Genomic DNA, 20,502 nt, shown 5'->3' on the forward strand with positions numbered 1-20,502 from the left:
CCCCCGCCGGGTCGGCCCGTTCCTCTCCGCGTTCGGTTCCGGCGTCGGGCTGCTGTTCCGGGGGCTCGCGGTCTATGGTCGCAACCCGATGCTGGTAGTGCTCGGCATCGTGCCCGCGGTGATCTCCGGTGCGCTCTACCTGGCCGGCCTCGGTACGCTGATCTACTTCTCCGACGACCTCGCCGCGTTGATCACACCGTTCGCGGACGACTGGTCGGACGGGCCGCGCCAGCTCCTCCGGCTGATCGCCGGGCTCGCCCTGCTCGGCCTGGGTGGCCTGCTCGGGGTGCTCACCTTCACCGCCGTCACGCTGGTGATCGGCGACCCGTTCTACGAGAAGATCTCCGAACGGGTGGAGGAGCGCTACGGCGGGGTGCCGGACGAGGTCGAGCTGCCCTGGTGGCGCTCGCTGCGGCGGAGCATCGCCGACGCGGCGCGGCTGCTCGTCCGGTCGGTGCTGTTCGGGCTGCCGCTCTTCGTCGCCGGGTTCGTGCCGCTCGTCGGGCAGTTCGTCGTACCCGTGATCGCCGCGATGGTCGGCGGCTGGTTCCTCACGATGGGCATGGTCGGGGTGCCGTTCCAGCGGCGCGGGCTCCGGCTGCCGGACCGGCAGCGGGCGCTGCGGGCGAACCGGGCGCTGACCCTGGGCTTCGGGGTGGCGGTCTTCCTCTGCTTCCTGATCCCGCTCGGCGCGGTGCTGCTCACCCCGGCCGCGGTCGCCGGGGCGACCCTGCTGGCCCGCCGCACGCTCGGCCAGTCGATCGACCACCCCGACCGGGCCCGCGTGACCGCTCCCGGGGCGGCCTGATGCGGATCGACCTGGTCCAGGGCGACATCACCGCCCAGCGGGTGGACGTGATCGTCAACGCCGCCAACTCGTCGCTGCTCGGCGGCGGCGGAGTGGACGGCGCGATCCACCGCCGGGGCGGGCCGGCGATCCTCGCCGAGTGCCGGGCCCTGCGGGCCGCCCGGTACGGGCGCGGCCTGCCCACCGGGCAGGCGGTCTCGACCACCGCCGGCAACCTGCCGGCCCGCTGGGTGGTGCACACCGTCGGGCCGGTCTGGTCCGCCGACGAGGACCGGTCGGCACTGCTGCGGAACTGCTACGCCAACAGCCTGGCCGTCGCCGACGACCTGGGCGCGGCCTCGGTGGCCTTCCCGCTGATCTCGTCCGGGGTCTACCGGTGGCCGGTCGAGGACGCGGTCCGGCAGGCGTTGACCGTACTCACCGCCGCCCGGCCGGCCGGCGTCACCACCGCCCGACTGGTGCTCTTCGACCCCGCCACCGCCGAGACCGCGCGGCGGGTACGCCAGCAGTTCGACTGACCGGGATCAGGCGGAGGCGCGCAGGACGAGTTCGGTGGGGAGCAGGACGGCCGGCTCGATGCGTTCACCGGCGGCGAGCCGGAGCAACTGGCGGGTCATGGTCCGGCCGAGATCCTGGATCGGCTGCCGTACGGTGCTCAGCGGCGGATCGGTGTAGCCGGCCAGCTCGATGTCGTCGAAGCCGATCACCGCCACGTCTTCCGGCACCCGGCGACCCGCCTCGCGCAGCGTACGGAGTGCGCCGTGCGCCATCAGGTCGGAGGCGACGAAGACCGCGTCCAGGCGCGGTTCCTCGGCCAGGAGCTGCCGCATCGCGACCGCACCGGACTCCCGGGTGAAGTCGCCGAACGCCTCCACCGGCCGTTGTCCGGCGTCCCGGAGCTCGGCCCGGTAGCCGGCCAGCCGGTCGATCCCGGCCACCATGTCCTGCGGGCCGGCGATGGTGGCGATCCGCTGCCGGCCGGACCTGAGCAGGTGCCCGACCGCGCCGCGTACCCCGGCGACGTGGTCCACGTCGACGTACGGCACCGGGACGGGGGGCTGGCCGAGCGGGCGGCCGCTGCACACCACCGGCAGCCCCGCCTGGGCGAGCGCGCCGGGCAGCGGGTCGGCGCCGTGCAGGGAGGCGAAGAGTACGCCGTCCACGTGCCCGCCCATCGCGTAGCGCTCGACCCGCTCGTGGCTGGCCGCCGACTCGGCCAGGGTCAGCACGAGCTGCTTGCCGGCCGCCTCCAGCTCCCGGCTGACCCCGAGGATGATGCCGGGGAACACCTGGTCGTCGGAGAAGACCCGGGTGGACGCCTCCGGCAGGATCAGCGCCACCGAGTCGGTCTGCTGGGTCACCAGGCTGCGTGCCGCGAGGTTGGGCACGTAGCCCAACTCCCGCACCGCCCGCCGGACCGCCTGTTGGATCGGCTCGGCGACCGTGGTCGAGCCGTTCACCACCCGGGACACGGTGGCCCGGGACACCCCGGCCCGTTGAGCCACCGCCTCCAGCGTGGGCCGCGCGCGGGTCACCGCCATCTCCGCTCCTCAGCTCAGCCGCCGGGAAAATGGTTCCACGCGCGCCTGAAGGTCAACAACCCCGTCGGCGGGCGCCGGGTCCCTCGGCCACGGCACGCGTGGCCCGGGACCGTTCCGGTCAGCCGACGCGCAGCCCTTGCAGCAGCCCGGCGTCGCCCGCCACGTCCAGGGCGTCGAAGCCGAGCCGGCCCCAGAGAGCCAGCAGCAGGTCGCTGGCCGTACCCGAGATCTGTGCCCGGGCGTGGTGGTCGTCGCTGTCCAGGATCGTGTCGGTGTCCAGCAGGGCCACGCCCGCACCGCGCAGCCGCAGGTACCACTCCTGGCCGGCGTCGGTCGCTACCAGGTGGACCACTCCGTGGAACGGCTGGTCGGAGGCGCGCCGGCCGGCCGGCAGGTGGGTGTCGAGCACCTCGCCGACCCCGTCCGCCGCGAGCTTGGCCTCGATCGGCTCCCCGGCGGCGACCGCCATCTGCGCGTCCCAGCGGTGCACCGCGGTCTCCTGCGCCATCCGGCGGTGCCAGAACCCGGCCTTCTTCGGCTGGGGTGCGTAGTTCCAGGCCGGCGCCTCCGGGTCCACCCGGTCCAGCACGGCCATGAGCTGGTCGAACTCGTGTCGCCACCACTGCACGGCCGCCGGCCCGGTCGGCAGGCCGTCCGGGACCGTGAGCGGGTCGGCCCGCTCGGTGCTGCCCCGGCTCACGATGCCCCGGGCCCGGGCGTAGACGGACCCGAGGTGGTGCACCAGATCGGTCATGGTCCATTCGGGACAGGACGGCACCCGGATGTCGAGCGGCGCTTCGGCGACGGCGGCGCCGAAGGTCGGCCCCTCGGCGCGGAGTGCCCCGATCCAGAAGTCCTTGGTGCCGTGCAGTCTGGTCATGACGTTCCTCCCGTGCCACCGGGCCGCCACCGGCCGGGCTGTCTCTCAGCCTAGGGTGAATGCTGTGCCAGACGTTAATGCCCGCCCGATAACTGCCGCCGACTCCGCCGATCCCACACGATTGGCCGGTTACACGACCCTGCGGCTCGGCGGCGCGCCGCGGCGACTCGTCACCGCCACCCGAACGGATGAAATCCCCGGGAAACTCCGCGAGGCCGAGTTGCGGGACGAGCCGGTCCTGGTGCTGGCCGGCGGCAGCAACGTGGTGGTCGCGGACGAGGGGTTCCCCGGCACGGTGCTGCTGGTCCGATCGCGGGGCTTCGAGGTGGTCGCCGAGGACGAGGCGGCGGTCACCATCCGGGTGGCGGCCGGCGAGCCGTGGGACGACCTGGTCGCGGCCACCGTCGAGGCCGGCTGGTCGGGGGTGGAGTGCCTCTCCGGCATCCCCGGTTCGGCCGGCGCCACCCCGATCCAGAACGTCGGGGCGTACGGGCAGGAGGTTGCCGAGACGGTCACCGGGGTCGAGGTGTACGACCGGCTGGCCGGCGAGGTGACCCGGATGAGCGCGGCCGAGTGCGCCTTCGGGTACCGGTCCAGCGTCTTCAAGTACCACGACCGGTGGACGGTGCTCACCGTCGACTTCCGGCTGCTCCGCTCGACGCTCTCCGCTCCGGTGCGCTACGCCGAGTTGGCTCGGGCGCTCGGGGTGGAGGTCGGCGACCGGGTGCCGCTGGGCGACGCCCGGGCGGCCGTACGCGCGCTGCGCGCCGGCAAGGGCATGGTGCTGGACCCGGCCGACCCGGACACCCGTTCGGTCGGGTCGTTCTTCACCAACCCGGTGCTGGACGCCGGGGCGTACCAGGCGCTGCGGGAGCGGGCCGGCGGGCTCGGCGAGCCGCCGTCCTGGCCGGGTACGGGCGGCACGGTGAAGGTCAGCGCCGCCTGGCTGATCGACAAGGCCGGTTATCCGAAGGGCTACCAGGGGCCGGGCGGGGTGGCCATCTCCTCCAAGCACACCCTGGCGCTGACCAACCGGGACGGCGGCTCGACCGGGGCACTGCTGGCGCTGGCCCGGGAGATCCGCGACGGGGTGCACGACCGGTTCGGTGTCACCCTGCATCCGGAGCCGGTTCTGGTCAACTGCGCCATCTGAGGCCGCACCGCACCCTTCCACCATCGCTGGTGCCCAGATCCGCCAGAACGGTACCCCGGTTCCTTGCGCCGCAAGGTACCATGTTCCACATGGTTACCGTCTACGCCCGTCGCCGCTAGATGGCGGCGGCCAAGCCCGAGGCGCTGCCCGGGCAGCTCCGCCGCGGAACGCTGGAGTACTGCGTACTCGCACTGCTCCGGCCCGGCGAGCGCTACGCCCTCGACCTCGTCCGCGAGCTGGGCGCGGTCGACGGCATGGTGACCAGCGAGGGCACCATCTACCCCCTGTTGTCGCGGCTGCGCCGGGACGGTCTGGTGGAGACCGCCTGGCACGAGTCGCCGAGTGGGCCGCCCCGCCGCTACTACCGGCTCACCGCCGCCGGGCGGGACCGGCTCGACCAGTTCGTCGGTGAGTGGATCCGGTTCCGCGACGCGGTGGATTCCCTCGTCATCCCGAAGGAGACCGCATGAAGCCGACCACCCCCGAGGCGCTCGTCCGGCGATACCTGCGCCAGTTGCGCGCCGAACTGGCCCCGCTGCCGACCGACCGCCGGCGGGAGGTGCTCGACCAGATCGCCGAGCACATCGCCGTACGCCGGTCGGAGCCGGACGGGCAGAGCCTGGCCGAGGTGCGCGCGATACTCGACCGGCTCGGTGATCCGGCAACGCTCGGTGCGGACGCCCGGGAGCGGTTCGGCGTGCCACCCCGGCGCCGCGGCCCGGTGGAGACGCTGGTGCTGGTCTGTGCCGCGGCGGGCCCGTTCCTGGTGCTGGGCCCGGCCGTGCTGCTGCCGTTCGGGTCGGTCAGGCCCTGGCACGTCGTCCCGGTGGCTGTCGCGGCGCTACTCTGGCTCTCCCGGTTCTGGCTGGTCCGGGACAAGCTCGTCGGCACCGCCCTGCTGCTCGGCTGCGCGGCCGTCTTCGTCCTGCTCGACCTGCTCGGCTTCCAGGACACCGGCCTGGGCTCGCTGGCCCTGCTGCTGGTGGCGCTCTTCGTGCCCTTCGGGGCCGCCACCTGCTATCTGGCGATCCGGATGTCCCGACTCGGCGCCACCGTGCCGGCCCGACTCGGCACCCAGTAGCCGGGCGGTCCGGCCCGGCCGGACGAGCCGGCACCCGGTCCGGCTTGGCACCCGGTCCGGCTCGGCATGCGGCCCGCTCGGCTCGGCGTGCGGTAGCCGAGTTGCCCGGGAGGCACGGGCCGCATCTGGGCACGGTCCGCGTTACCGAGGCTCTCCTGCCGGGGAGTCGTCGGGTGGCGCCACCGCCGACCACGCCACGGTCACCTCGCCGAGCCGCCACCGCGCCGGCCGGTCCAGTACGGGCCAGCCGGCCGCTCGGAGCGCCTCGACCGTACGCCGCCAGCGCTGCCGGGGCCCGAACGTGGCGTACGGGGCCGCGTCCCGCCAGCCCTCCTCCAGCGCCCGGATCAGCGCGTGTACTCCGGTGCCCGGCACGTTGTGGTGGATCAGCGCCTTGGGCAGCCGCTCGGCCAGCGTGGCCGGACTGTCCAGTATGGATAGCCGGGCGGCCAGGGTCAGCGACCGGGGGCCGGTGGCGTCCACGAGCAGCCAGCCGGCCAACCGGCCCAGCTCGTCACAGGTCCCCTCGACCAGTACCCCGCCCGGTTGCAGCGCCCCGGTCATCGTCCGCCAGGCCGGTACGACCTCCGGCTCGGCGTACTGCCGCAGCACGTTGAACGCCCGGACCAGCACCGGGCGCAGCCCGGCCAGCTCGAAGCCGCCCCGGCCGAAGGCCAGCCCCGGCGGGTCGGCGGCGGGCGCGGCGGCGGCCACCCGTACCGGATCGATCTCCAGCCCGACCACCCGGACGTCCGGCCGGACGGCGGCGGCCAGCCGGGCCCGCAGCTCGACCACGGTGACCGGGCTGGCGCCGTAGCCGAGGTCCACCACCAGTGGATCGCGGGCATCCCGGAGCAGGTCGGCGCAGGTCGCAGCGATCCAGTTGTCCACCCGGCGCAGCCGGTTGGGGTTGGTGGTCCCCCGGGTCACCGCGCCGACCGGGCGCACCGCCCCGCCGCGACCGGCACCGATCGGCGGCGCGCCGCCGATCCGCCCGGTCGGTGCTCCCGCCGGTCCCCGCCGAGCGGGTGGGCCGGGAACGCCGGCTCCCGGCTCACCGGCGCCGGCTCCCGGCTCATCGGCGGCGCCCGGTCGCGGCGGCGGCACCCGGCTCACTGCCCGGTGTCGGTCCCGACCCGGTGCACCTTGTGCTGGGCCGCCTGGGCCAGCGGGCGGACCACCAGCCGGTCCACGTTGACGTGGTGCGGGCGGGTGGCGCACCAGGCGATGCAGTCGGCCACGTCGTCGGCGACCAGCGGCTCGGCGACCCCGGCGTAGACCGCCGCCGCCCGGCTGGCGTCGCCGTCGAAGCGGACCAGCCCGAACTCCTCGGTCCGGACCATGCCCGGGTCGATCTCGATCACCCGGACCGGCCGTCCACAGAGCTCCAACCGCAGCGTCTCGGCCAGCGCCGTCTGGGCGTGCTTCGCCGCCGCGTAGCCGCCGCCGCCCTCGTAGACGATCAGGCCGGCGGTCGAGCTGAGCACCACCACCGTGCCGGCGCCGGAGGACTCCAGCGCGGGTAGCAGCGCCTGGGTGACCCGGAGCGTGCCGAGCACGTTCACGTCGTACATCCACTGCCAGTCGGCGACCGAGCCCAACTCGACCGGATCCAGGCCGCGCGCGCCACCGGCGTTGTTGACCAGCAGGGTGACCGGGCCGCCCAGCCTCCCGGCGGCGGTGGCCAGCTCCGCCACCGACTCGTCGGAGGTGACGTCGCAGGGCTGTGCGGTGGCCGTGCCGCCGGCCCGGCGGATCTCCTCGACCAGGGCGTCCAGCCGGTCGGCCCGGCGGGCGGCGGCGAGCACGGAGAATCCCTCGGCGGCCAGCCGGCGGGCCGTGGCGGCGCCGATTCCGCTGGACGCCCCGGTGACGATCGCGACAGGGGTCATCGGGACATTCTGGCCCAAGCCGTCCCGATGCCATGGACCTGGGCCCGAATGAGGTCGGTCACCTCCTCGGGCACCCGGACGATTGGCCCTCGCCCGATCGGGAAGATGACACGCAACACGGTGGTTGCTCTGTGAGGTGACCCGGTCGTGCGGGACGGCGTAACACGTTGACAGAAGGAGCGAACGTGGCGGAACTGCACACCGGGGTAGCCCGGCAACGAGGTATCCAGCCGTGGCCGACGCCACGACGCATCGCGACCCTTTCCGTGCACACCTCGCCGCTGCACCAACCCGGCACCGGTGACGCCGGTGGGATGAACGTCTACATCGTCGAGGTATCCCGGCGGCTGGCCGAGGCCGGCGTCGAGGTCGAGATCTTCACCCGGGCCACCTCCAGCGACCTGCCGCCGGTGGTCGAGATGGCCCCCGGAGTGACGGTCCGGCATGTCACGTCCGGCCCGTTCGAGGGACTGGCCAAGGAGGAGCTGCCCGGCCAGCTCTGCGCGTTCACCGCCGGCGTACTGCGGGCCGAGGCCGCCCGCCCGCCCGGCTTCTACGACCTCATCCACTCGCACTACTGGCTCTCCGGTCAGGTGGGCTGGCTGGCCAAGGAGCGCTGGGGGGTGCCGCTGGTGCACACCGCGCACACCCTGGCCAAGGTGAAGAACGCCCGGCTCGCCGAGGGCGACCGGCCCGAGCCGAAGGCGCGGGTGATCGGCGAGGAGCAGGTGGTGGCCGAGGCCGACCGGCTGGTCGCGAACACCACGGTCGAGGCGCGGGACCTGATCTCCCGGTACGACGCGGACCCGGAACGGGTCGAAGTGGTCCGCCCCGGCGTCGACCTGGACCGCTTCACCCCGTCCCCGCCCGGTCGGGAGGAGGCCGCCCGGCTCGCCGCGCGTCGCCGGTTGGGGCTGCCCGAGCGGGGCACGATCGTCGCCTTCGTCGGCCGGATCCAGCCGCTGAAGGCGCCGGACGTGCTGCTGCACGCGCTCGCCGAGCTGTGGAGCTGGCAGCCCGGGATCGCCGGGACGGTCACCGTGGTGATCGCGGGCGGGCCGAGCGGCACCGGCCTGGACCGGCCGACCGCGCTGATCGAACTCGCCGCCAAGCTCGGCGTCGGCGACGCGGTGCGGTTCCTGCCGCCGCAGACCGGCGACGACCTGCCGGCGCTCTACCGGGCCGCCGACCTGGTGGCGGTGCCCTCGCACAACGAGTCGTTCGGCCTGGTCGCCCTGGAGGCACAGGCCTGCGGTACCCCGGTGGTCGCCGCCGCGGTGGGCGGTCTGGTCACCGCCGTCCGGGACGGCAGCAGCGGCGTACTCGTCGACGGGCACCACCCGCGCGACTGGGCCCGGGTGCTCGGCGGCCTGCTGGCCGCACCGCTGCGCCGCGCGGAGCTGTCCCGGGGTGCGGTCGAGCACGCCCGCGCCTTCTCCTGGGCCCGTACCGCCAGCGGGCTGCTCGCGGTCTACCGTGAGGCGGTGGCGGAGTACCGCGACCGGCTCGCCTCCGAGCTGGCGGACGGCACGGCGACGCTCCCGCTGGCGACCTGCTGAACACGCCTGCCACGGCCCGGACGGGAAGGTGGACGGGAAGATGGAGTCTCGGGCGGAGATCGGTCGGCTGATCGAGGCGGTCTGTGCCGACCGGGAACTGGCCTGCGAGCCGACCGGCGAGTACTCGTACGCGGTCACCCTGCCGGGCACGCACAAGCTCAAGACGGTCTGCAACCTGATCGTCGGGGAGCATTCGCTGCGGATCGAGGCGTTCGTGATGCGCCAACCGGACGAACGGCGCGAGGAGCTCTTCACCTGGCTGTTGCAGCGCAACGCCCGGATGTACGGGGTGGCGTTCTCCGTCGACGCGGTCGGTGACGTCTACCTGACCGGCCGGGTGGGCCTGGCCGGGGTGACCGAGGAGGAGCTGGATCGGCTCTTCGGCTCCGTGCTGACGTACGCGGACGAGTCGTTCGACACCATGCTGGAGATCGGGTTCGGTACGGCGATCCGCCGGGAGTGGGAGTGGCGGGTCAGCCGGGGCGAGTCGTTGGCGAACCTGCGAGCGTTCGCGCACCTCTTCGAGCGTTCGGCGACGGAAAACTCGGGTTTGGACCGCCCCTGACGGGTATGCCCCGGCGGCGGCACCAGGATGTGGCGATGGCCGCGCCGCCTGCCGAGACAGACTGTCAGAGGGAGCGTGAGGATCTCATGGCTCAGCGGAACAGTTCCGGTCGCGGCGCAACCGCGACCGCGACGAAGCGCCGATCCAGCAGCAGCACGGGCGACATCAACGAGCGCAAGATCAGCTTGATGAAGGTCGACGACATCCGGGGACAGCTCAGAAAACGCGGTGTTTCAGGCATATCCGCGCTGCGCAAGATGGACCTGGTGAAGAGCCTGGTCCGGACGTTGAAAGCCGAGAGCCGGGGCGGGACGGGCCGGAAGGCCACGACGGCGCCGAGCAAGCGGACGAGCGCGAAGAAGGCGCCGGCCAAGCGGGCCGCCGCGAAGAAGGCGCCGTCCCGTACGGTCGCGGCTAAGAAGGCACCGGCCCGCAAGGCCAGCACCGCCCGGGTGACCGCGAAGAAGGCGCCGGCCCGGAAGACGACCGCGAAGAAGGCGCCCGCCAAGCGGGCCCCCGCGAAGAAGGCGCCGGCCAAGCGGGCCACCGCGAAGAAGGCGCCGGCCAAGCGGGCCACCGCGAAGAAGGCACCCGCCCGCAAGGCCCCCGCGAAGAAGGCACCCGCCCGCAAGACGGTGTCCGCCGCCCGGAAGGCACCGGCCCGCAAGGCCGTTACCTCTGCCCGGACGACGAGCGCCGCCCAGCGGACCGGTACCGCGCCGGCCCGGAAGGCGCCCGGAGCCCGCGCGACCGGCCCGGGCAAGGCGACCGGGGCACGGGCGACCGGCCCGGGCAAGGCGACCGGCGCCCGCGCCACGGGCCCGGGCAAGGCGACCGGCGCCCGGAAGGGTACGACCGCCGGGAAGAGCACCGCCGCCGCTCGCAAGACGACCGGAGCGCGGAAGTCGACCGCCGCGCCGGTCCGGAAGGCGAACGGGGCCGGGAAGTCGACCTCCAACGGCGGTGGTCAGTCGAGGTCGCTGAAGTACGCCCAGCCGATCTCCTCACCGCAGGACACCCCGGAGCGCCCGGGGCGGAGCCTGGTGACCCGGGACCACGACGTGATCCGGCGCTGGGCCGAGGGCCGGAACGCCCAACCGGCGACGATCGAGGGCACCGAACGCGAGGGTCGGCTCGGCGTACTGACGTTTGACTTCCCCGGTTGGCGGGAAGGCGGACGACTGAAGCCGGTCAGCTGGGACGAGTGGTTCCACACCTTCGACCTACGCCAACTGAATTTCATTTACCAGGAGCAGCTTTCCGACGGTCGGCAGAGCAACTTCTTCCGTACCGAATCGCCGATGCGCGAAGACGGCTGAATTCCGGTAGGTGGACCGGGAATACCCCAGACCACCTGGGGCGTTGCACTACGAGGCGTCGGATATCGATCGCCCTTGGGTGTGATGGGCGAGACAGAGTCACCAGCTTGTGTCGGTCATCCGGCGACAACTAACGTTATTGCACGCGCCACGCTCGGATGCGTTCGGGGGAACGGCAGATCGCGCAGATCTGTGCACCGGGCACTGGCGCTGGGGGACGGGTGGCAGGGAAGCCGTTGGGGGACGGCGCCGCCACCTGTAACCGGCGGTGTGTGCGGGCGACGTTTACGGGGGTGAACGTCGCCCGCCGCCGCCGGTCCATCCCGTCCGGCGTGCCGGTCCGCCGAGCCGCCGCCCCACACCTCCTCGACGGCGAACCCTCCCGGGCCAGACTCGACTCGATCCAGCCGGCCGCGAAATCCTCTCCCGCTACCGCGTCGTCGCGGCCTCGACCGAGAAGACCTCTCCGTTGGCCGGTACGCCGATTCCCCACCAGGTGAACGGAATTCCCCGGGCGACGTCGAGATCCGGATTGTCCATCAATTGGAAGTGGACATGTGGTTCGGAGGAGTTGCCGGAATTCCCGCGCTCCGCCACCGGCTGACCGGTTCGGACCCGGTCTCCCGCCCGGACGAGCAGCGAACCCCGGCGCAGGTGCGCGTACGCGGCGTGCCGGCCGTCGCCGAGGTCCAGGATCAGGTGGTTGCTGAGGATCTGGCCGGGGCCGACGATCTCCCGGAACAGCCCCTCGAAAACCAGGTAGAGCAGGGCCGGGTACGAGTTGCGGCTGAGGTGGTCGCGGTTGCGGCCGACGGCCCGGACCACGGTGCCGTCGGCGACCGCCAGCAGCGGTGCCCCGAAGGCCGGAAAGTCCCGGTTGCGCCGGGCCAGCGGCCACCAGCCGAAGCCCGGGCGCGGCCGGCCCACCGGTTCCGCGACCAGGTCGATCGCGTACGCCTGGCCGTAGGCGCGTACGCCGTGGCTGGGTACCTTGCTGGCCGGGCTGTTCAATGCCGACCAGCGGCCGCGGACCGGGGATCGACCTCGACCGGCGACCCGGCGTCCCGCCCCGTGCCGAGCATCCGCCGCAGCACCACCCGCAGGCCGATGGCGAGGGCGATGGCCAGCCAGCCCCACAGGGTAACTCCTCGCCAATCCGCGCCTGCCGTCGAGGAATGTCCGTAGCTCAGGCGCGGGCCACGGCCGACCGCCGGGTCGAGCCCGCCCCGCCGGGCTCCGGTCCCCTCGCCGCGCCGGGCTCCGGTCCCGTCGCCCCGGCCGCCAGCCCCGCCGCGCCGGTCTCGGCCGTACGGAGTGCCCTGACCCGCCGTTCCCGGGCCGGTCCGGAGAGCAGGTGGGCCACCGCCACCACGCCGCCGAGCGCCGCGCAGCCCAGCCAGAGCGCCGCGTTGCCGAACTGTTCCCGCACGAAGCCTCCGGCGACCGGGGCGGCGAACGTCGCCACCGACCAGGAGAGCGAGAAGAGTCCCTGGTAGCGACCGCGCAGTGCCGCCGGGGACAGTTCGGCGATCAGCGTGGAGTTGGACGGCGAGTTGAGCATCTCGCCGAGGGTCCAGATCAGCACGGTGAGTACGTAGAACCAGGCCGCGTCCGCGAAGGCGGTCAGCCCGAAGCCGACCCCGACGATCAGCGCGGCCAGCGCCAGTACCCGGGACCGGCCCCGCCCCCGGATCAGTCGCGGTACGAAGAGCTGCCCGGCCACGATCAGCACCCCGTTGACCGCGATCACCGACCCGTACGTCGACGGCGACAGTCCGTCCTGGCCCATCGCGATCGGCAGCATCGAGATGTGCTGCATGAAGACCAGGGCCAGCAGGATGTTCAGCGCCACGAAACCGACGAAGACCCGGTCGCGGAGCGCGCTGCCCAGCCCGCCCCGGTGCGGGGCGGCCAGCCCGGCCGAGTCGACCCGGACCCGCCGGGTCTCGCCCACCCGCAGAAAGATGATCAGCGCGGTGGTGACCGTGGTCACCGCGTCGACCACGAAGAGCAGCAGGTAGCTCGCCTCGGCGGCCAGCCCGGCCAGGATCGCGGCGGAGGCGAAGCCGAGGTTGATCGCCCAGTAGTTCAGGGTGAAGGCGCGCAGCCGGTCCCGTTCCGGTACGACGTCGACCATCATCGCGCCGAAGGCCGGCCGGGCCGCCTCGGCGAACATCCCGAGCAGCAGCGCGCCGAGCCCGACCAGCCACAGCTCCCGGGCCAGCCCCAGGGCCAGCATCATCGCCGCCGCGCCCAGGTGCGCGGTGAGCAGGGTGGGCCGCCGGCCCCACCGGTCGGCGAGGATCCCGCCGGTGAGGGTGCCGACCGCACCCCCGGCGCCCCAGAGGCCGAGCACGATCCCGGCCTGGAACTCGGAGAAGCCCCGCTCGGTGGTCAGGTAGATGGCCAGGAAGACGAGGACGAAGGAGCCGAGCCGGTTGATCAGCGTGCCGGCCCAGAGGTACCAGAAGGTCCGGGGTAGACCGCCGGTGGTGTCCTGGAACCACTTCCCGACCGTCCGCATCCGCCGCCCCCGTACTTGTAATGACCGCATATCCTCAAACGCCTTACGAAGCTAGTGCGGCGGGTCCGGCCTGGTCATCCCGTTTTCCACGTGTCGGTCGTCACCCCGGGTCGCCGCATGACGGTCGGGCGGGTCCGGCAGGATGAGTTGCATGACTGCGAGCACGAGTGATCGGCCGGAGGAAACCGTGGTGGCAGGCGAGGGCGCCGCGGTGGGCACGTTGGTGCTGCTCCGGCACGGCGAGAGCGACTGGAACGCCAAGAACCTCTTCACCGGCTGGGTCGACGTGGACCTCACGGCCAAGGGTGAGAGCGAGGCCCGGCGCGGTGGCGAGCTGCTGCGCGAGCACAACCTGCTGCCCGACGTGCTGCACACCAGCGTGCTCCGCCGGGCGATCCGCACCGCCGAGCTGGCGCTGAACGCCGCCGACCGGCACTGGATCGCGGTACGCCGCTCGTGGCGGCTCAACGAGCGGCACTACGGCGCGCTCCAGGGCAAGGACAAGAAGCAGACCCTGGCCGAGTACGGCGAGGAGCAGTTCATGCTCTGGCGCCGGTCGTACGACACCCCGCCGCCGCCGATCGCGGACGGCGACGAGTGGTCCCAGGTCGGGGACCCGCGTTACGCCCTGCTCCCGCCCGAGCTGATGCCGAAGACGGAGTGCCTGAAGGACGTCGTCGACCGGATGCTGCCGTACTGGTTCGACTCGATCGTGCCGGACATCCTGGCCGGTCGCACCGTGCTGGTCGCCGCGCACGGCAACTCGCTGCGGGCGCTGGTCAAGCACCTGGACGGCATCTCCGACGAGGCGATCGCCAAGCTCAACATCCCGACCGGCATCCCGCTGCGCTACGACCTCGACCGGTCGATGCGCCCGCTGGTGACCGGCGGGGCGTACCTCGACCCCGACGCCGCCAAGGAGGCCGCCGCCGCGGTCGCCAACCAGGGCCGCTGAGCCGCACGACGCCGAGGCCCCTTCCTGGTCCTGGGAAGGGGCCTCGACGTGTCCGGACTCAGTCGGTGACGGTCTCGCCGGTGACCAGGTAGACGACCCGGCGGCCGGCGTTCACCGCGTGGTCGGCGTACCGCTCGTAGAAGCGGCCGAGCAGGGTCGCGTCGATGGCGGTCTCCACCCCGTACGGCCACTCGTCGGCGAGCACCACCGCGAAGAGCTGCCGGTGCAGGTCGTCCATGGCGTCGTCGTCCCGGTCCAGCTCGGCGGCGAGGTCGGCGTCGGGCTTGGAGAGCACATTCGCGATCTTGTCGGCGATCCGGTCCGCCACCCCGGCCATCTCGGTGAAGACCGGGCGCAGCTCGGCCGGTACGGCGGGCGACGGGTGCCGGCGTACGGCCGTCTTGGCGACGTGGTCGGCGAGGTCGCCCATCCGCTCCAGGTCGGCGGCGACGTGCAGGGCGGTGATCAGGGCGCGCAGGTCGGAGGCGACTGGCGCCTGCCGGGCCAGCAGGTCGCAGACCCGCTCCTCGACCTGCCGATAGAGGGAGTCGATCTCCGCGTCCCGTTCGATCACGGTCTCGGCGGCCGACCGGTCGGCGGTGAGCAGCGCCCGGGTGGCCTGGCGCATGGCGGCCCGGATCGCCTCGGCCATGTCCACCAGCAACTGGCTCACGATGTTCAGGTCGATCCGGAATTCGTCGCGCATGATCACGTCCTGCGGGGAGTGGCGGTTTCGCCGACCGTGGCGGGTTGCGCACGGACGGTGCTACAGGTGTCGGTCCGGACCACGGTAGGGGGATCCGGCGGCGCCGGGGTGAACATTCGTGAACGGCACTGGGCCGGCGGGTGAACATTCTCGGATGCACGCGTGATTCGCCCAATTTTGCCTGGTCGATAGGTTAACGATGACCCTACGATCGCCGCGTGGAATGGGGGGTGGTCGCGGGCGTGCTCGTCGGGCTCGGCCTCGGCCTGTCCTTCGGTCCGCTCCGCCACCGGGTCGCCGGATGGTTCTCGGCCGGGCGCACCACGACCGGACGAGGCGGGACACGCAGTAACAGGAGGCCGGCGATAGGCACTGACGAGCAGGCCGGCGGGCTGCCGGGACTCGGCCGCAAGAGCCTCGACTCCCTCCGGGTCGGCGTGGTCGTCCTCGACGCCCACGACGTCCCGGTCCTGGTGAACCCGGCCGCCCGGGCGATGGGACTGCTCCGGGTCGGCAGTACCCCGGGCACGGTTGCCGCGCACCCGATCATCCGTACCCTGGCCGGCCAGGTGCGGCGCACCGGAGTGCGCCGCGAGGTCGAGCTGGACCTGCCCCGGGGCCGCGAGGGGGGCATGTCCGACCCGCTCGGCGTGCACCTGCGGGCGATGGGCCTGGGCTCCGGTTACATCGCGGTCGAGGCGGCCGACGTGACCGAGTCGCACCGGGTCGCCCGGGTCCGCCGGGACTTCGTGGCCAACGTCAGCCACGAGCTGAAGACCCCGATCGGTGCGCTGCAACTGCTCGCCGAGGCGCTGCTGGACGCCACCGACCAGACCGCCGGAAACGGGACGCTGGACCCCTCCGAGGACATGGCGGCGGCCCGCCGGTTCGCCGAGCGGATCCAGCACGAGTCCACCCGGCTCGGCAAGCTCGTCAACGAGCTGCTCGAACTCACCCGGTTGCAGGGCGCGGAGCCGCTGCCCGCGCCGGAGCCGGTCGCGCTGGACTGGGTCACCGCCGAGGTGGTCGACCGGACCCGTACCGCCGCGACCGCCCGGGAGATCACCGTGGTGGTCGAGGGCGAGCGGGACCTGACCGTCTACGGCAGCGACAGCCAGATCGCCACCGCGGTCAGCAACCTGGTGGAGAACGCGATCGCGTACTCCGCGGAGCGGACGCAGGTCACGGTGGCGATCAAGAGCACCGGCGAGCACATCGAGATCGCCGTCACCGACCAGGGCATCGGGATCGCCCCGGACGACGTGGGCCGGATCTTCGAGCGCTTCTACCGGGCGGACCAGGCCCGGTCACGGCAGACCGGCGGGACCGGGCTCGGCCTGGCGATCGTCAAACACATCGCCACCAACCATGGCGGCCGGGTCGAGGTGTCCAGCACTCTTGGTGGTGGCTCGACGTTCACCCTCCGGCTTCCCGCGCGTCCGCCGGACGCCTTCCTACCGCCAGCCCCGTCAGTTGAGATCGAGACCGGCTCGTTCGGATAGTTCCGAGCGGACCGACACAGAGAGGAAAGTCCGTGGCCCGCGTACTCGTGGTCGAGGATGAGGAGTCGTTTTCCGACGCCCTCTCCTACCTGCTGCGCAAGGAAGGATTCGAGGTCTCGGCCGCGGCGACCGGCACGGCAGCGCTGACCGAGTTCGACCGCACCGGCGCGGACATCGTGCTGCTCGACCTGATGCTGCCGGAGATGTCCGGTACCGAGGTGTGCCGGCAGCTCCGGCAACGTTCCCAGGTGCCGATCATCATGGTCACCGCCCGGGACAGCGAGATCGACAAGGTGGTCGGGCTGGAGATCGGCGCCGACGACTACGTGACCAAGCCGTACTCGCCGCGTGAACTGGTCGCCCGGGTCCGGGCGGTACTGCGCCGGCGCGGCAACGAGACGGTCGAGCCGGGCACCCCGACGCTGACCGCCGGTCCGGTCCGGATGGACATCGAACGGCACGTGGTCACCGTCGACGGCTCCCCGGTGCAGCTTCCGCTGAAGGAGTTCGAGCTGCTGGAGCTGCTGCTCCGCAACGCCGGGCGGGTGCTCACCCGGGGGCAGTTGATCGACCGGGTCTGGGGCGCGGACTACGTCGGCGACACCAAGACCCTCGACGTACACGTGAAGCGGCTGCGCTCGAAGGTCGAGCCGGAGCCGTCCGCACCGCGCTTCATCGTCACCGTCCGGGGCCTGGGCTACAAGTTCGAGCCGTAGGCCGCGAGTTCGAGCCGTAGGCCGGAGCGTTCGCCCGGTCAGCGGGGCGTGCCGCGCGGCCTCCGCTGCGGCGCCGGCCGCCGGCCGGCGCTGGCGGCCTTCGGGCTGGCCGGCTCCCGGCCGCCCTCCTCGGGACGGTCCAGCACCGGGTCGGCTCCGGCGGTCGCCGGATGCGTCGCCACCAGGCCGCGCCGCTCCCGCTCGGCGCAGAGTTCGGCCAGTTTCGCGTACGCCGGCTTGCCGATCAGCGCGGTCAGTTCCGGCTCGTACGACAGGTACATCGGCTCGGTGCCGACGTGCGCCTCCGGCGACGAGGTGCACCACCAGTCGAGGTCGTGCCCACCCGCGCCCCAGCCGCGCCGGTCGAACTCGCCCAGCGTCGACACCAGCACCTTCGTCCCGTCCGGGCGCTTGACCCAGTCCTGGTCCCGGCGTACCGGCAGTTGCCAGCAGACGTCCGGCTTGTATTCCAGCGGGTGTACGCCGTCGCGCAGCGCCTGGGCGTGCAACGCGCAGCCGCCCCCGCCGGGGAAGTCGGCGTCGTTGAGGAAGACGCACGGCGCCTCCTCGCTCCGGGTCGCCGTACGCCGGGCCGGGGTCTCGCCGTCCACCGAGTCCATCTCGGTGTAGTTCTTGAAGCCTCGCCGGTAGTGCTGCCAGGTCTGCGGGGTGAGCCGCTTGACCGCCGACCGGACCCGCTTCTCGTCGTCGGCGTCGGTGAAGAACGCGCCGTGCGAGCAGCAGCCGTCGGCGGCCCGGCCGGCGATGATGCCGTGGCAGGTCTGGCCGAAGACGCAGGTCCACCGGGAGAGCAGCCAGGTCAGGTCGGCCCGGACCAGGTGCTCGGGGTCGGCGGGGTCGGCGAATTCGAGCCACTCCCGGGGGAAGTCGAGCGGGACCTCCCGGCTGCGGGGGTCGGCGGGGTCGTCCACCAGGATCCGGAGCTGGTTGCGTGCTGTTGCCACCCGATCAGCCTACGCCCGCTATCCGCCCGCGACCTGCGTCTAGTGTCTTTCCCATGCGGCTCGGCGTGCTTGATGTCGGTTCCAACACCGTGCACCTTCTGGTCGTGGACGCGCACCACGGCGCCCATCCCTGGCCGGCACACTCCGAAAAGGCGGTGATCCGGCTCGCCGAGCAGATCGGCCGGGACGGGGAGTTGACGGTCGCCGGGGCGGACGCGCTGGTCGAGGCGGTGAACGAGGCGAAGATGGCCGCGGCCCGGCTGACCGCCGACGACCTGCTGGCCTTCGCGACCTCCGCGGTCCGGGACGCCACCAACGCGCCGGAGGTGCTGACCCGGGTCCGGGCCGAGACCGGGGTACTCCTCCAGGTGCTCTCCGGTGCCGACGAGGCCCGGATGACCTTCCTCGCCGTACGCCGGTGGTTCGGTTGGTCCGCCGGTCGGCTGCTGGTGCTGGACATCGGCGGCGGTTCGCTGGAGCTGGCGGCCGGCATCGACGAGGAACCCGAGTTCGCCCACTCGCTGCCGCTCGGCGCCGGCCGGCTCACCCGGGAGTGGCTGGACGTGGGGCCGGACAGCAACCACACCCCGTCGGCGGCGGCGGTGGCCAAGCTGGAGGCGTACGTCGAGGAGATGCTGGAGACCGTGGTCGACGACACCGTCGAGGTCGGCTGGGACCGGGTCGCCGCCACCAGCAAGACGTTCCGGACCCTGGCCCGGCTGGCCGGGGCGGCGCCGTCGTCGGACGGGCTCTGGGCACCACGCGGCCTCTCCCAGACCGGGCTGCGGCAGGTGATCGGCTTCATCCGGCACATCCCGCCGAGCAAACTCGCCGAACTCGAAGGGGTCAGCGCGCGTCGGGCCCACCAGTTGCTGGCCGGGGCGATCGTGGCCGAGGCGGCGATGCGCCGGCTCGGGGTGGAGAACCTGGACATCTGCCCGTGGGCGCTCCGGGAGGGTGTGATCCTGCGCCGGCTCGATCTGCTGGAGCCGGCCCAGGGTCCGCGAGAGCCGGTCTGAGCTGCGGTTTTGTCTGCCGCTGGGGCTTTGTGCTCGATCCGCGAACGGGTGCGATGTGCCGGGCCGGGCTACCCTGAGACCGTGACCACCCGCGTACTGCTGTCCAGTTCCTCGGTCTTCCCCGAGCCGACCGCGGCCGCCTTCGAGATGGCGGCGGCGCTCGGCTACGACGGCGTCGAGGTGATGGTCTGGACCGACGCGGTGAGCCAGGACGCCGGAGCGCTGAGCGGCCTGGCCCGGCACTACGGGGTACCGGTGCTCTCGGTGCACTCGCCCTGCCTGCTGGTCACCCAGCGGGTCTGGAGTTCCGACCCGTGGGAGCGGCTGCGTCGCTCGGCGGTGCTGGCCGAGACCCTGGAGGCGTCGACCGTGGTGGTGCACCCGCCCTTCACCTGGCAGCGGGAGTACGCCCGCTCGTTCGTCGACGGGTTGGGCAAGCTCGGCGACGACCACCCGGGGATCCGGTTCGCGGTGGAGAACATGTACCCGGTCCGGATGGCCGGTCGGGAGTTCGTCCCCTACATGCCGGGGTGGAACCCGACCGACACCGGTTACCCCGCCTACACCCTGGACCTGTCGCACTGCGCCGCCTCGCACAGCGACGCGCTGGAGATGGCCGACAAGATGGGGGCCGGGCTGGCGCACGTACACCTCGGCGACGGCACTGGTGAGGGCCGGGACGAGCACCTGGTGCCCGGCCGGGGCACCCAGCCCTGCGCCGAGCTGCTGACCTCGCTCGCCGGGCGGGGCTTCACCGGCTCGGTCGCGGTGGAGGTCTCCACCCGGCGGGCCCGCAGCCGCGCCGACCGGGAGAGCGACCTGCGGGCGGCGCTGGAGTTCGCCCGCCAGCACCTGGCCGCGCCGACCCCGGTCGACGCCCGCTGATCGACAGCCGGCACGCGGGCCGGTCCACCCGCCTCGACCGGCCGGATTGTCGGTGCCGGTCAATACCATCGGCGGATGGTGACCGTAGCCGAGGTACGGGCGCTGGCCCGGACGCTGCCCCGCAGCAGCGAGCACCTGATCCGCGACCGGGTGAAGTTCCGGGTCGGGGCGATCGTCTACGTCGCCTTCTCCCGCGACGAGACGACGATGGGTTTCGGCTTCCCCAAGGAGGAACGCGCGGCCCTGGTCGCCAGCGACCCGGAGCTGTTCTTCCTGCCGGGCGAGTCCGACCTGCGGTTCAACTGGGTCTGCTGCCGGCTGGACCGGCTCGACCACGACCAGATGACCGAGCTGGTCACCGAGGCGTGGCGGATGGTGGTGCCCAAGTTCCTGGCCCGGCAGCGGCTGGGCGGCTGACCGGCGCCGTCAGTC

Annotated in this window: 21 protein-coding genes and 2 pseudogenes; 15 read left to right on the top strand and 8 right to left on the bottom strand. The window is 72.8% G+C overall.

Annotation, left to right across the window (positions count from 1 at the left end; translation table 11 throughout):
* Positions 1–49 precede the first annotated feature (49 nt).
* Together AAH979_RS27255 and AAH979_RS27260 are read left to right on the top strand one after the other, a co-directional pair.
* Positions 50–808 carry an EI24 domain-containing protein gene (locus AAH979_RS27255; protein WP_346261015.1) on the top strand — a complete coding sequence of 253 codons (759 nt, stop codon included), beginning with the start codon at positions 50–52 and terminating at the stop codon, positions 806–808.
* On the top strand, positions 808–1,326 hold the full coding sequence (locus tag AAH979_RS27260; protein WP_346260980.1) for an O-acetyl-ADP-ribose deacetylase: 519 nt from the start codon (positions 808–810) through the stop codon (positions 1,324–1,326). Before AAH979_RS27255 ends, AAH979_RS27260 begins: the two co-directional genes overlap by 1 nt.
* Before the next feature lie 6 nt (positions 1,327–1,332).
* Here AAH979_RS27260 and AAH979_RS27265 read toward each other — a convergent pair whose 3' ends face one another.
* Both AAH979_RS27265 and AAH979_RS27270 read right to left on the bottom strand, forming a co-directional pair.
* A complete protein-coding gene (locus AAH979_RS27265; protein WP_346260981.1) occupies positions 1,333–2,349 on the bottom strand; it encodes a LacI family DNA-binding transcriptional regulator in 1,017 nt (338 codons plus the stop codon).
* Between the two features lie 118 nt (positions 2,350–2,467).
* Positions 2,468–3,229, bottom strand: a complete 762-nt coding sequence (locus AAH979_RS27270) for a maleylpyruvate isomerase family mycothiol-dependent enzyme (RefSeq protein WP_346260982.1) — start codon at positions 3,227–3,229, stop codon at positions 2,468–2,470.
* Between the two features lie 64 nt (positions 3,230–3,293).
* Here AAH979_RS27270 and AAH979_RS27275 point away from each other — a divergent pair, with 64 nt between their 5' ends.
* The 3 genes from AAH979_RS27275 (at position 3,294) to AAH979_RS27285 (ending at position 5,463) form a co-directional block, all read left to right on the top strand.
* Positions 3,294–4,382, top strand: a complete 1,089-nt coding sequence (locus AAH979_RS27275; RefSeq protein ID WP_346260983.1) for a UDP-N-acetylmuramate dehydrogenase — start codon at positions 3,294–3,296, stop codon at positions 4,380–4,382.
* Between the two features lie 119 nt (positions 4,383–4,501).
* Entirely contained in the window at positions 4,502–4,852 is a 351-nt protein-coding gene (locus AAH979_RS27280; protein WP_346260984.1) for a PadR family transcriptional regulator, read from the top strand.
* Positions 4,849–5,463 (top strand): hypothetical protein, encoded by a 615-nt coding sequence (locus tag AAH979_RS27285; protein ID WP_346260985.1) that lies wholly within the window; start codon positions 4,849–4,851, stop codon positions 5,461–5,463. Before AAH979_RS27280 ends, AAH979_RS27285 begins: the two co-directional genes overlap by 4 nt.
* A 141-nt stretch (positions 5,464–5,604) precedes the next feature.
* On the opposite strand, the gene AAH979_RS27290 is transcribed toward AAH979_RS27285, so the two are convergent.
* Positions 5,605–6,435, bottom strand: coding sequence for a class I SAM-dependent methyltransferase (locus tag AAH979_RS27290; protein WP_346261016.1), 831 nt, complete (start codon positions 6,433–6,435; stop codon positions 5,605–5,607).
* 140 nt (positions 6,436–6,575) lie between these two features.
* Positions 6,576–7,355: an SDR family oxidoreductase gene (locus AAH979_RS27295; protein WP_346260986.1), complete on the bottom strand. Its 780-nt coding sequence runs from the start codon at positions 7,353–7,355 to the stop codon at positions 6,576–6,578.
* A gap of 185 nt (positions 7,356–7,540) precedes the next feature.
* On the opposite strand from AAH979_RS27295, the gene mshA reads away from it, so the two are divergent.
* The 4 genes and pseudogenes from mshA to AAH979_RS27315 all read left to right on the top strand — a co-directional run.
* Complete coding sequence (gene mshA, locus AAH979_RS27300) at positions 7,541–8,914, top strand: D-inositol-3-phosphate glycosyltransferase (RefSeq protein ID WP_346260987.1); 1,374 nt, start codon at positions 7,541–7,543, stop codon at positions 8,912–8,914.
* Between the two features lie 40 nt (positions 8,915–8,954).
* Positions 8,955–9,479, top strand: a complete 525-nt coding sequence (locus AAH979_RS27305; RefSeq protein ID WP_318400105.1) for a YbjN domain-containing protein — start codon at positions 8,955–8,957, stop codon at positions 9,477–9,479.
* Between the two features lie 257 nt (positions 9,480–9,736).
* A pseudogene (locus AAH979_RS27310) lies at positions 9,737–10,213 on the top strand (histone H1-like repetitive region-containing protein); the annotation flags it as partial.
* Between the two features lie 42 nt (positions 10,214–10,255).
* Positions 10,256–10,798: pseudogene (locus tag AAH979_RS27315) on the top strand (hypothetical protein); the annotation flags it as partial.
* 429 nt (positions 10,799–11,227) lie between these two features.
* Here the strand turns inward: AAH979_RS27315 and AAH979_RS27320 are convergent.
* Positions 11,228–11,809 (bottom strand): M23 family metallopeptidase, encoded by a 582-nt coding sequence (locus tag AAH979_RS27320; protein ID WP_346260988.1) that lies wholly within the window; start codon positions 11,807–11,809, stop codon positions 11,228–11,230.
* A 175-nt stretch (positions 11,810–11,984) separates the two neighbouring features.
* Positions 11,985–13,322 (bottom strand): MFS transporter, encoded by a 1,338-nt coding sequence (locus tag AAH979_RS27325; RefSeq protein ID WP_346260989.1) that lies wholly within the window; start codon positions 13,320–13,322, stop codon positions 11,985–11,987.
* Between the two features lie 187 nt (positions 13,323–13,509).
* On the opposite strand from AAH979_RS27325, the gene AAH979_RS27330 reads away from it, so the two are divergent.
* Complete coding sequence (locus AAH979_RS27330; protein WP_346261017.1) at positions 13,510–14,277, top strand: phosphoglyceromutase; 768 nt, start codon at positions 13,510–13,512, stop codon at positions 14,275–14,277.
* 58 nt (positions 14,278–14,335) lie between these two features.
* Here AAH979_RS27330 and phoU read toward each other — a convergent pair whose 3' ends face one another.
* The gene (gene phoU, locus AAH979_RS27335; RefSeq protein WP_346260990.1) at positions 14,336–14,983 is read right to left on the bottom strand and encodes a phosphate signaling complex protein PhoU; all 648 of its coding nucleotides are present in this window, start codon (positions 14,981–14,983) and stop codon (positions 14,336–14,338) included.
* Between the two features lie 218 nt (positions 14,984–15,201).
* Between phoU and AAH979_RS27340 the strand changes: the two genes are divergently transcribed.
* Together AAH979_RS27340 and AAH979_RS27345 are read left to right on the top strand one after the other, a co-directional pair.
* The gene (locus AAH979_RS27340) at positions 15,202–16,485 is read left to right on the top strand and encodes an ATP-binding protein (RefSeq protein WP_346260991.1); all 1,284 of its coding nucleotides are present in this window, start codon (positions 15,202–15,204) and stop codon (positions 16,483–16,485) included.
* A 32-nt stretch (positions 16,486–16,517) separates the two neighbouring features.
* Positions 16,518–17,201, top strand: a complete 684-nt coding sequence (locus AAH979_RS27345) for a response regulator transcription factor (RefSeq protein ID WP_101369394.1) — start codon at positions 16,518–16,520, stop codon at positions 17,199–17,201.
* A 38-nt stretch (positions 17,202–17,239) separates the two neighbouring features.
* Here the strand turns inward: AAH979_RS27345 and AAH979_RS27350 are convergent, their stop codons facing one another.
* Entirely contained in the window at positions 17,240–18,139 is a 900-nt protein-coding gene (locus AAH979_RS27350) for a hypothetical protein (RefSeq protein ID WP_346261018.1), read from the bottom strand.
* A gap of 80 nt (positions 18,140–18,219) precedes the next feature.
* Here AAH979_RS27350 and AAH979_RS27355 point away from each other — a divergent pair, with 80 nt between their 5' ends.
* From AAH979_RS27355 to AAH979_RS27365, 3 genes are all read left to right on the top strand, one after another.
* Positions 18,220–19,185, top strand: coding sequence for a Ppx/GppA phosphatase family protein (locus AAH979_RS27355; RefSeq protein WP_346260992.1), 966 nt, complete (start codon positions 18,220–18,222; stop codon positions 19,183–19,185).
* 147 nt (positions 19,186–19,332) lie between these two features.
* A complete protein-coding gene (locus tag AAH979_RS27360) occupies positions 19,333–20,070 on the top strand; it encodes a sugar phosphate isomerase/epimerase (RefSeq protein ID WP_346261019.1) in 738 nt (245 codons plus the stop codon).
* A gap of 75 nt (positions 20,071–20,145) precedes the next feature.
* Complete coding sequence (locus AAH979_RS27365; protein WP_346260993.1) at positions 20,146–20,487, top strand: MmcQ/YjbR family DNA-binding protein; 342 nt, start codon at positions 20,146–20,148, stop codon at positions 20,485–20,487.
* Positions 20,488–20,502 lie beyond the last annotated feature (15 nt).

Source organism: Plantactinospora sp. ZYX-F-223 (genome assembly GCF_039649625.1).
Taxonomy (GTDB): Bacteria; Actinomycetota; Actinomycetes; order Mycobacteriales; family Micromonosporaceae; genus Plantactinospora.

Coding starts and splice junctions, on each gene's coding strand:
- phoU (WP_346260990.1), bottom strand. CDS start 14,983: ATGCGCGACGAATTCCGGATCGACCTGAACATCGTGAGCCAGTTGCTG.
- AAH979_RS27360 (WP_346261019.1), top strand. CDS start 19,333: ATGGCGGCGGCGCTCGGCTACGACGGCGTCGAGGTGATGGTCTGGACC.
- AAH979_RS27355 (WP_346260992.1), top strand. CDS start 18,220: ATGCGGCTCGGCGTGCTTGATGTCGGTTCCAACACCGTGCACCTTCTG.
- AAH979_RS27270 (WP_346260982.1), bottom strand. CDS start 3,229: ATGACCAGACTGCACGGCACCAAGGACTTCTGGATCGGGGCACTCCGC.
- AAH979_RS27265 (WP_346260981.1), bottom strand. CDS start 2,349: ATGGCGGTGACCCGCGCGCGGCCCACGCTGGAGGCGGTGGCTCAACGG.
- AAH979_RS27260 (WP_346260980.1), top strand. CDS start 808: ATGCGGATCGACCTGGTCCAGGGCGACATCACCGCCCAGCGGGTGGAC.
- AAH979_RS27295 (WP_346260986.1), bottom strand. CDS start 7,355: ATGACCCCTGTCGCGATCGTCACCGGGGCGTCCAGCGGAATCGGCGCC.
- AAH979_RS27305 (WP_318400105.1), top strand. CDS start 8,955: ATGGAGTCTCGGGCGGAGATCGGTCGGCTGATCGAGGCGGTCTGTGCC.
- AAH979_RS27280 (WP_346260984.1), top strand. CDS start 4,502: ATGGCGGCGGCCAAGCCCGAGGCGCTGCCCGGGCAGCTCCGCCGCGGA.
- AAH979_RS27325 (WP_346260989.1), bottom strand. CDS start 13,322: ATGCGGACGGTCGGGAAGTGGTTCCAGGACACCACCGGCGGTCTACCC.
- AAH979_RS27365 (WP_346260993.1), top strand. CDS start 20,146: ATGGTGACCGTAGCCGAGGTACGGGCGCTGGCCCGGACGCTGCCCCGC.
- AAH979_RS27285 (WP_346260985.1), top strand. CDS start 4,849: ATGAAGCCGACCACCCCCGAGGCGCTCGTCCGGCGATACCTGCGCCAG.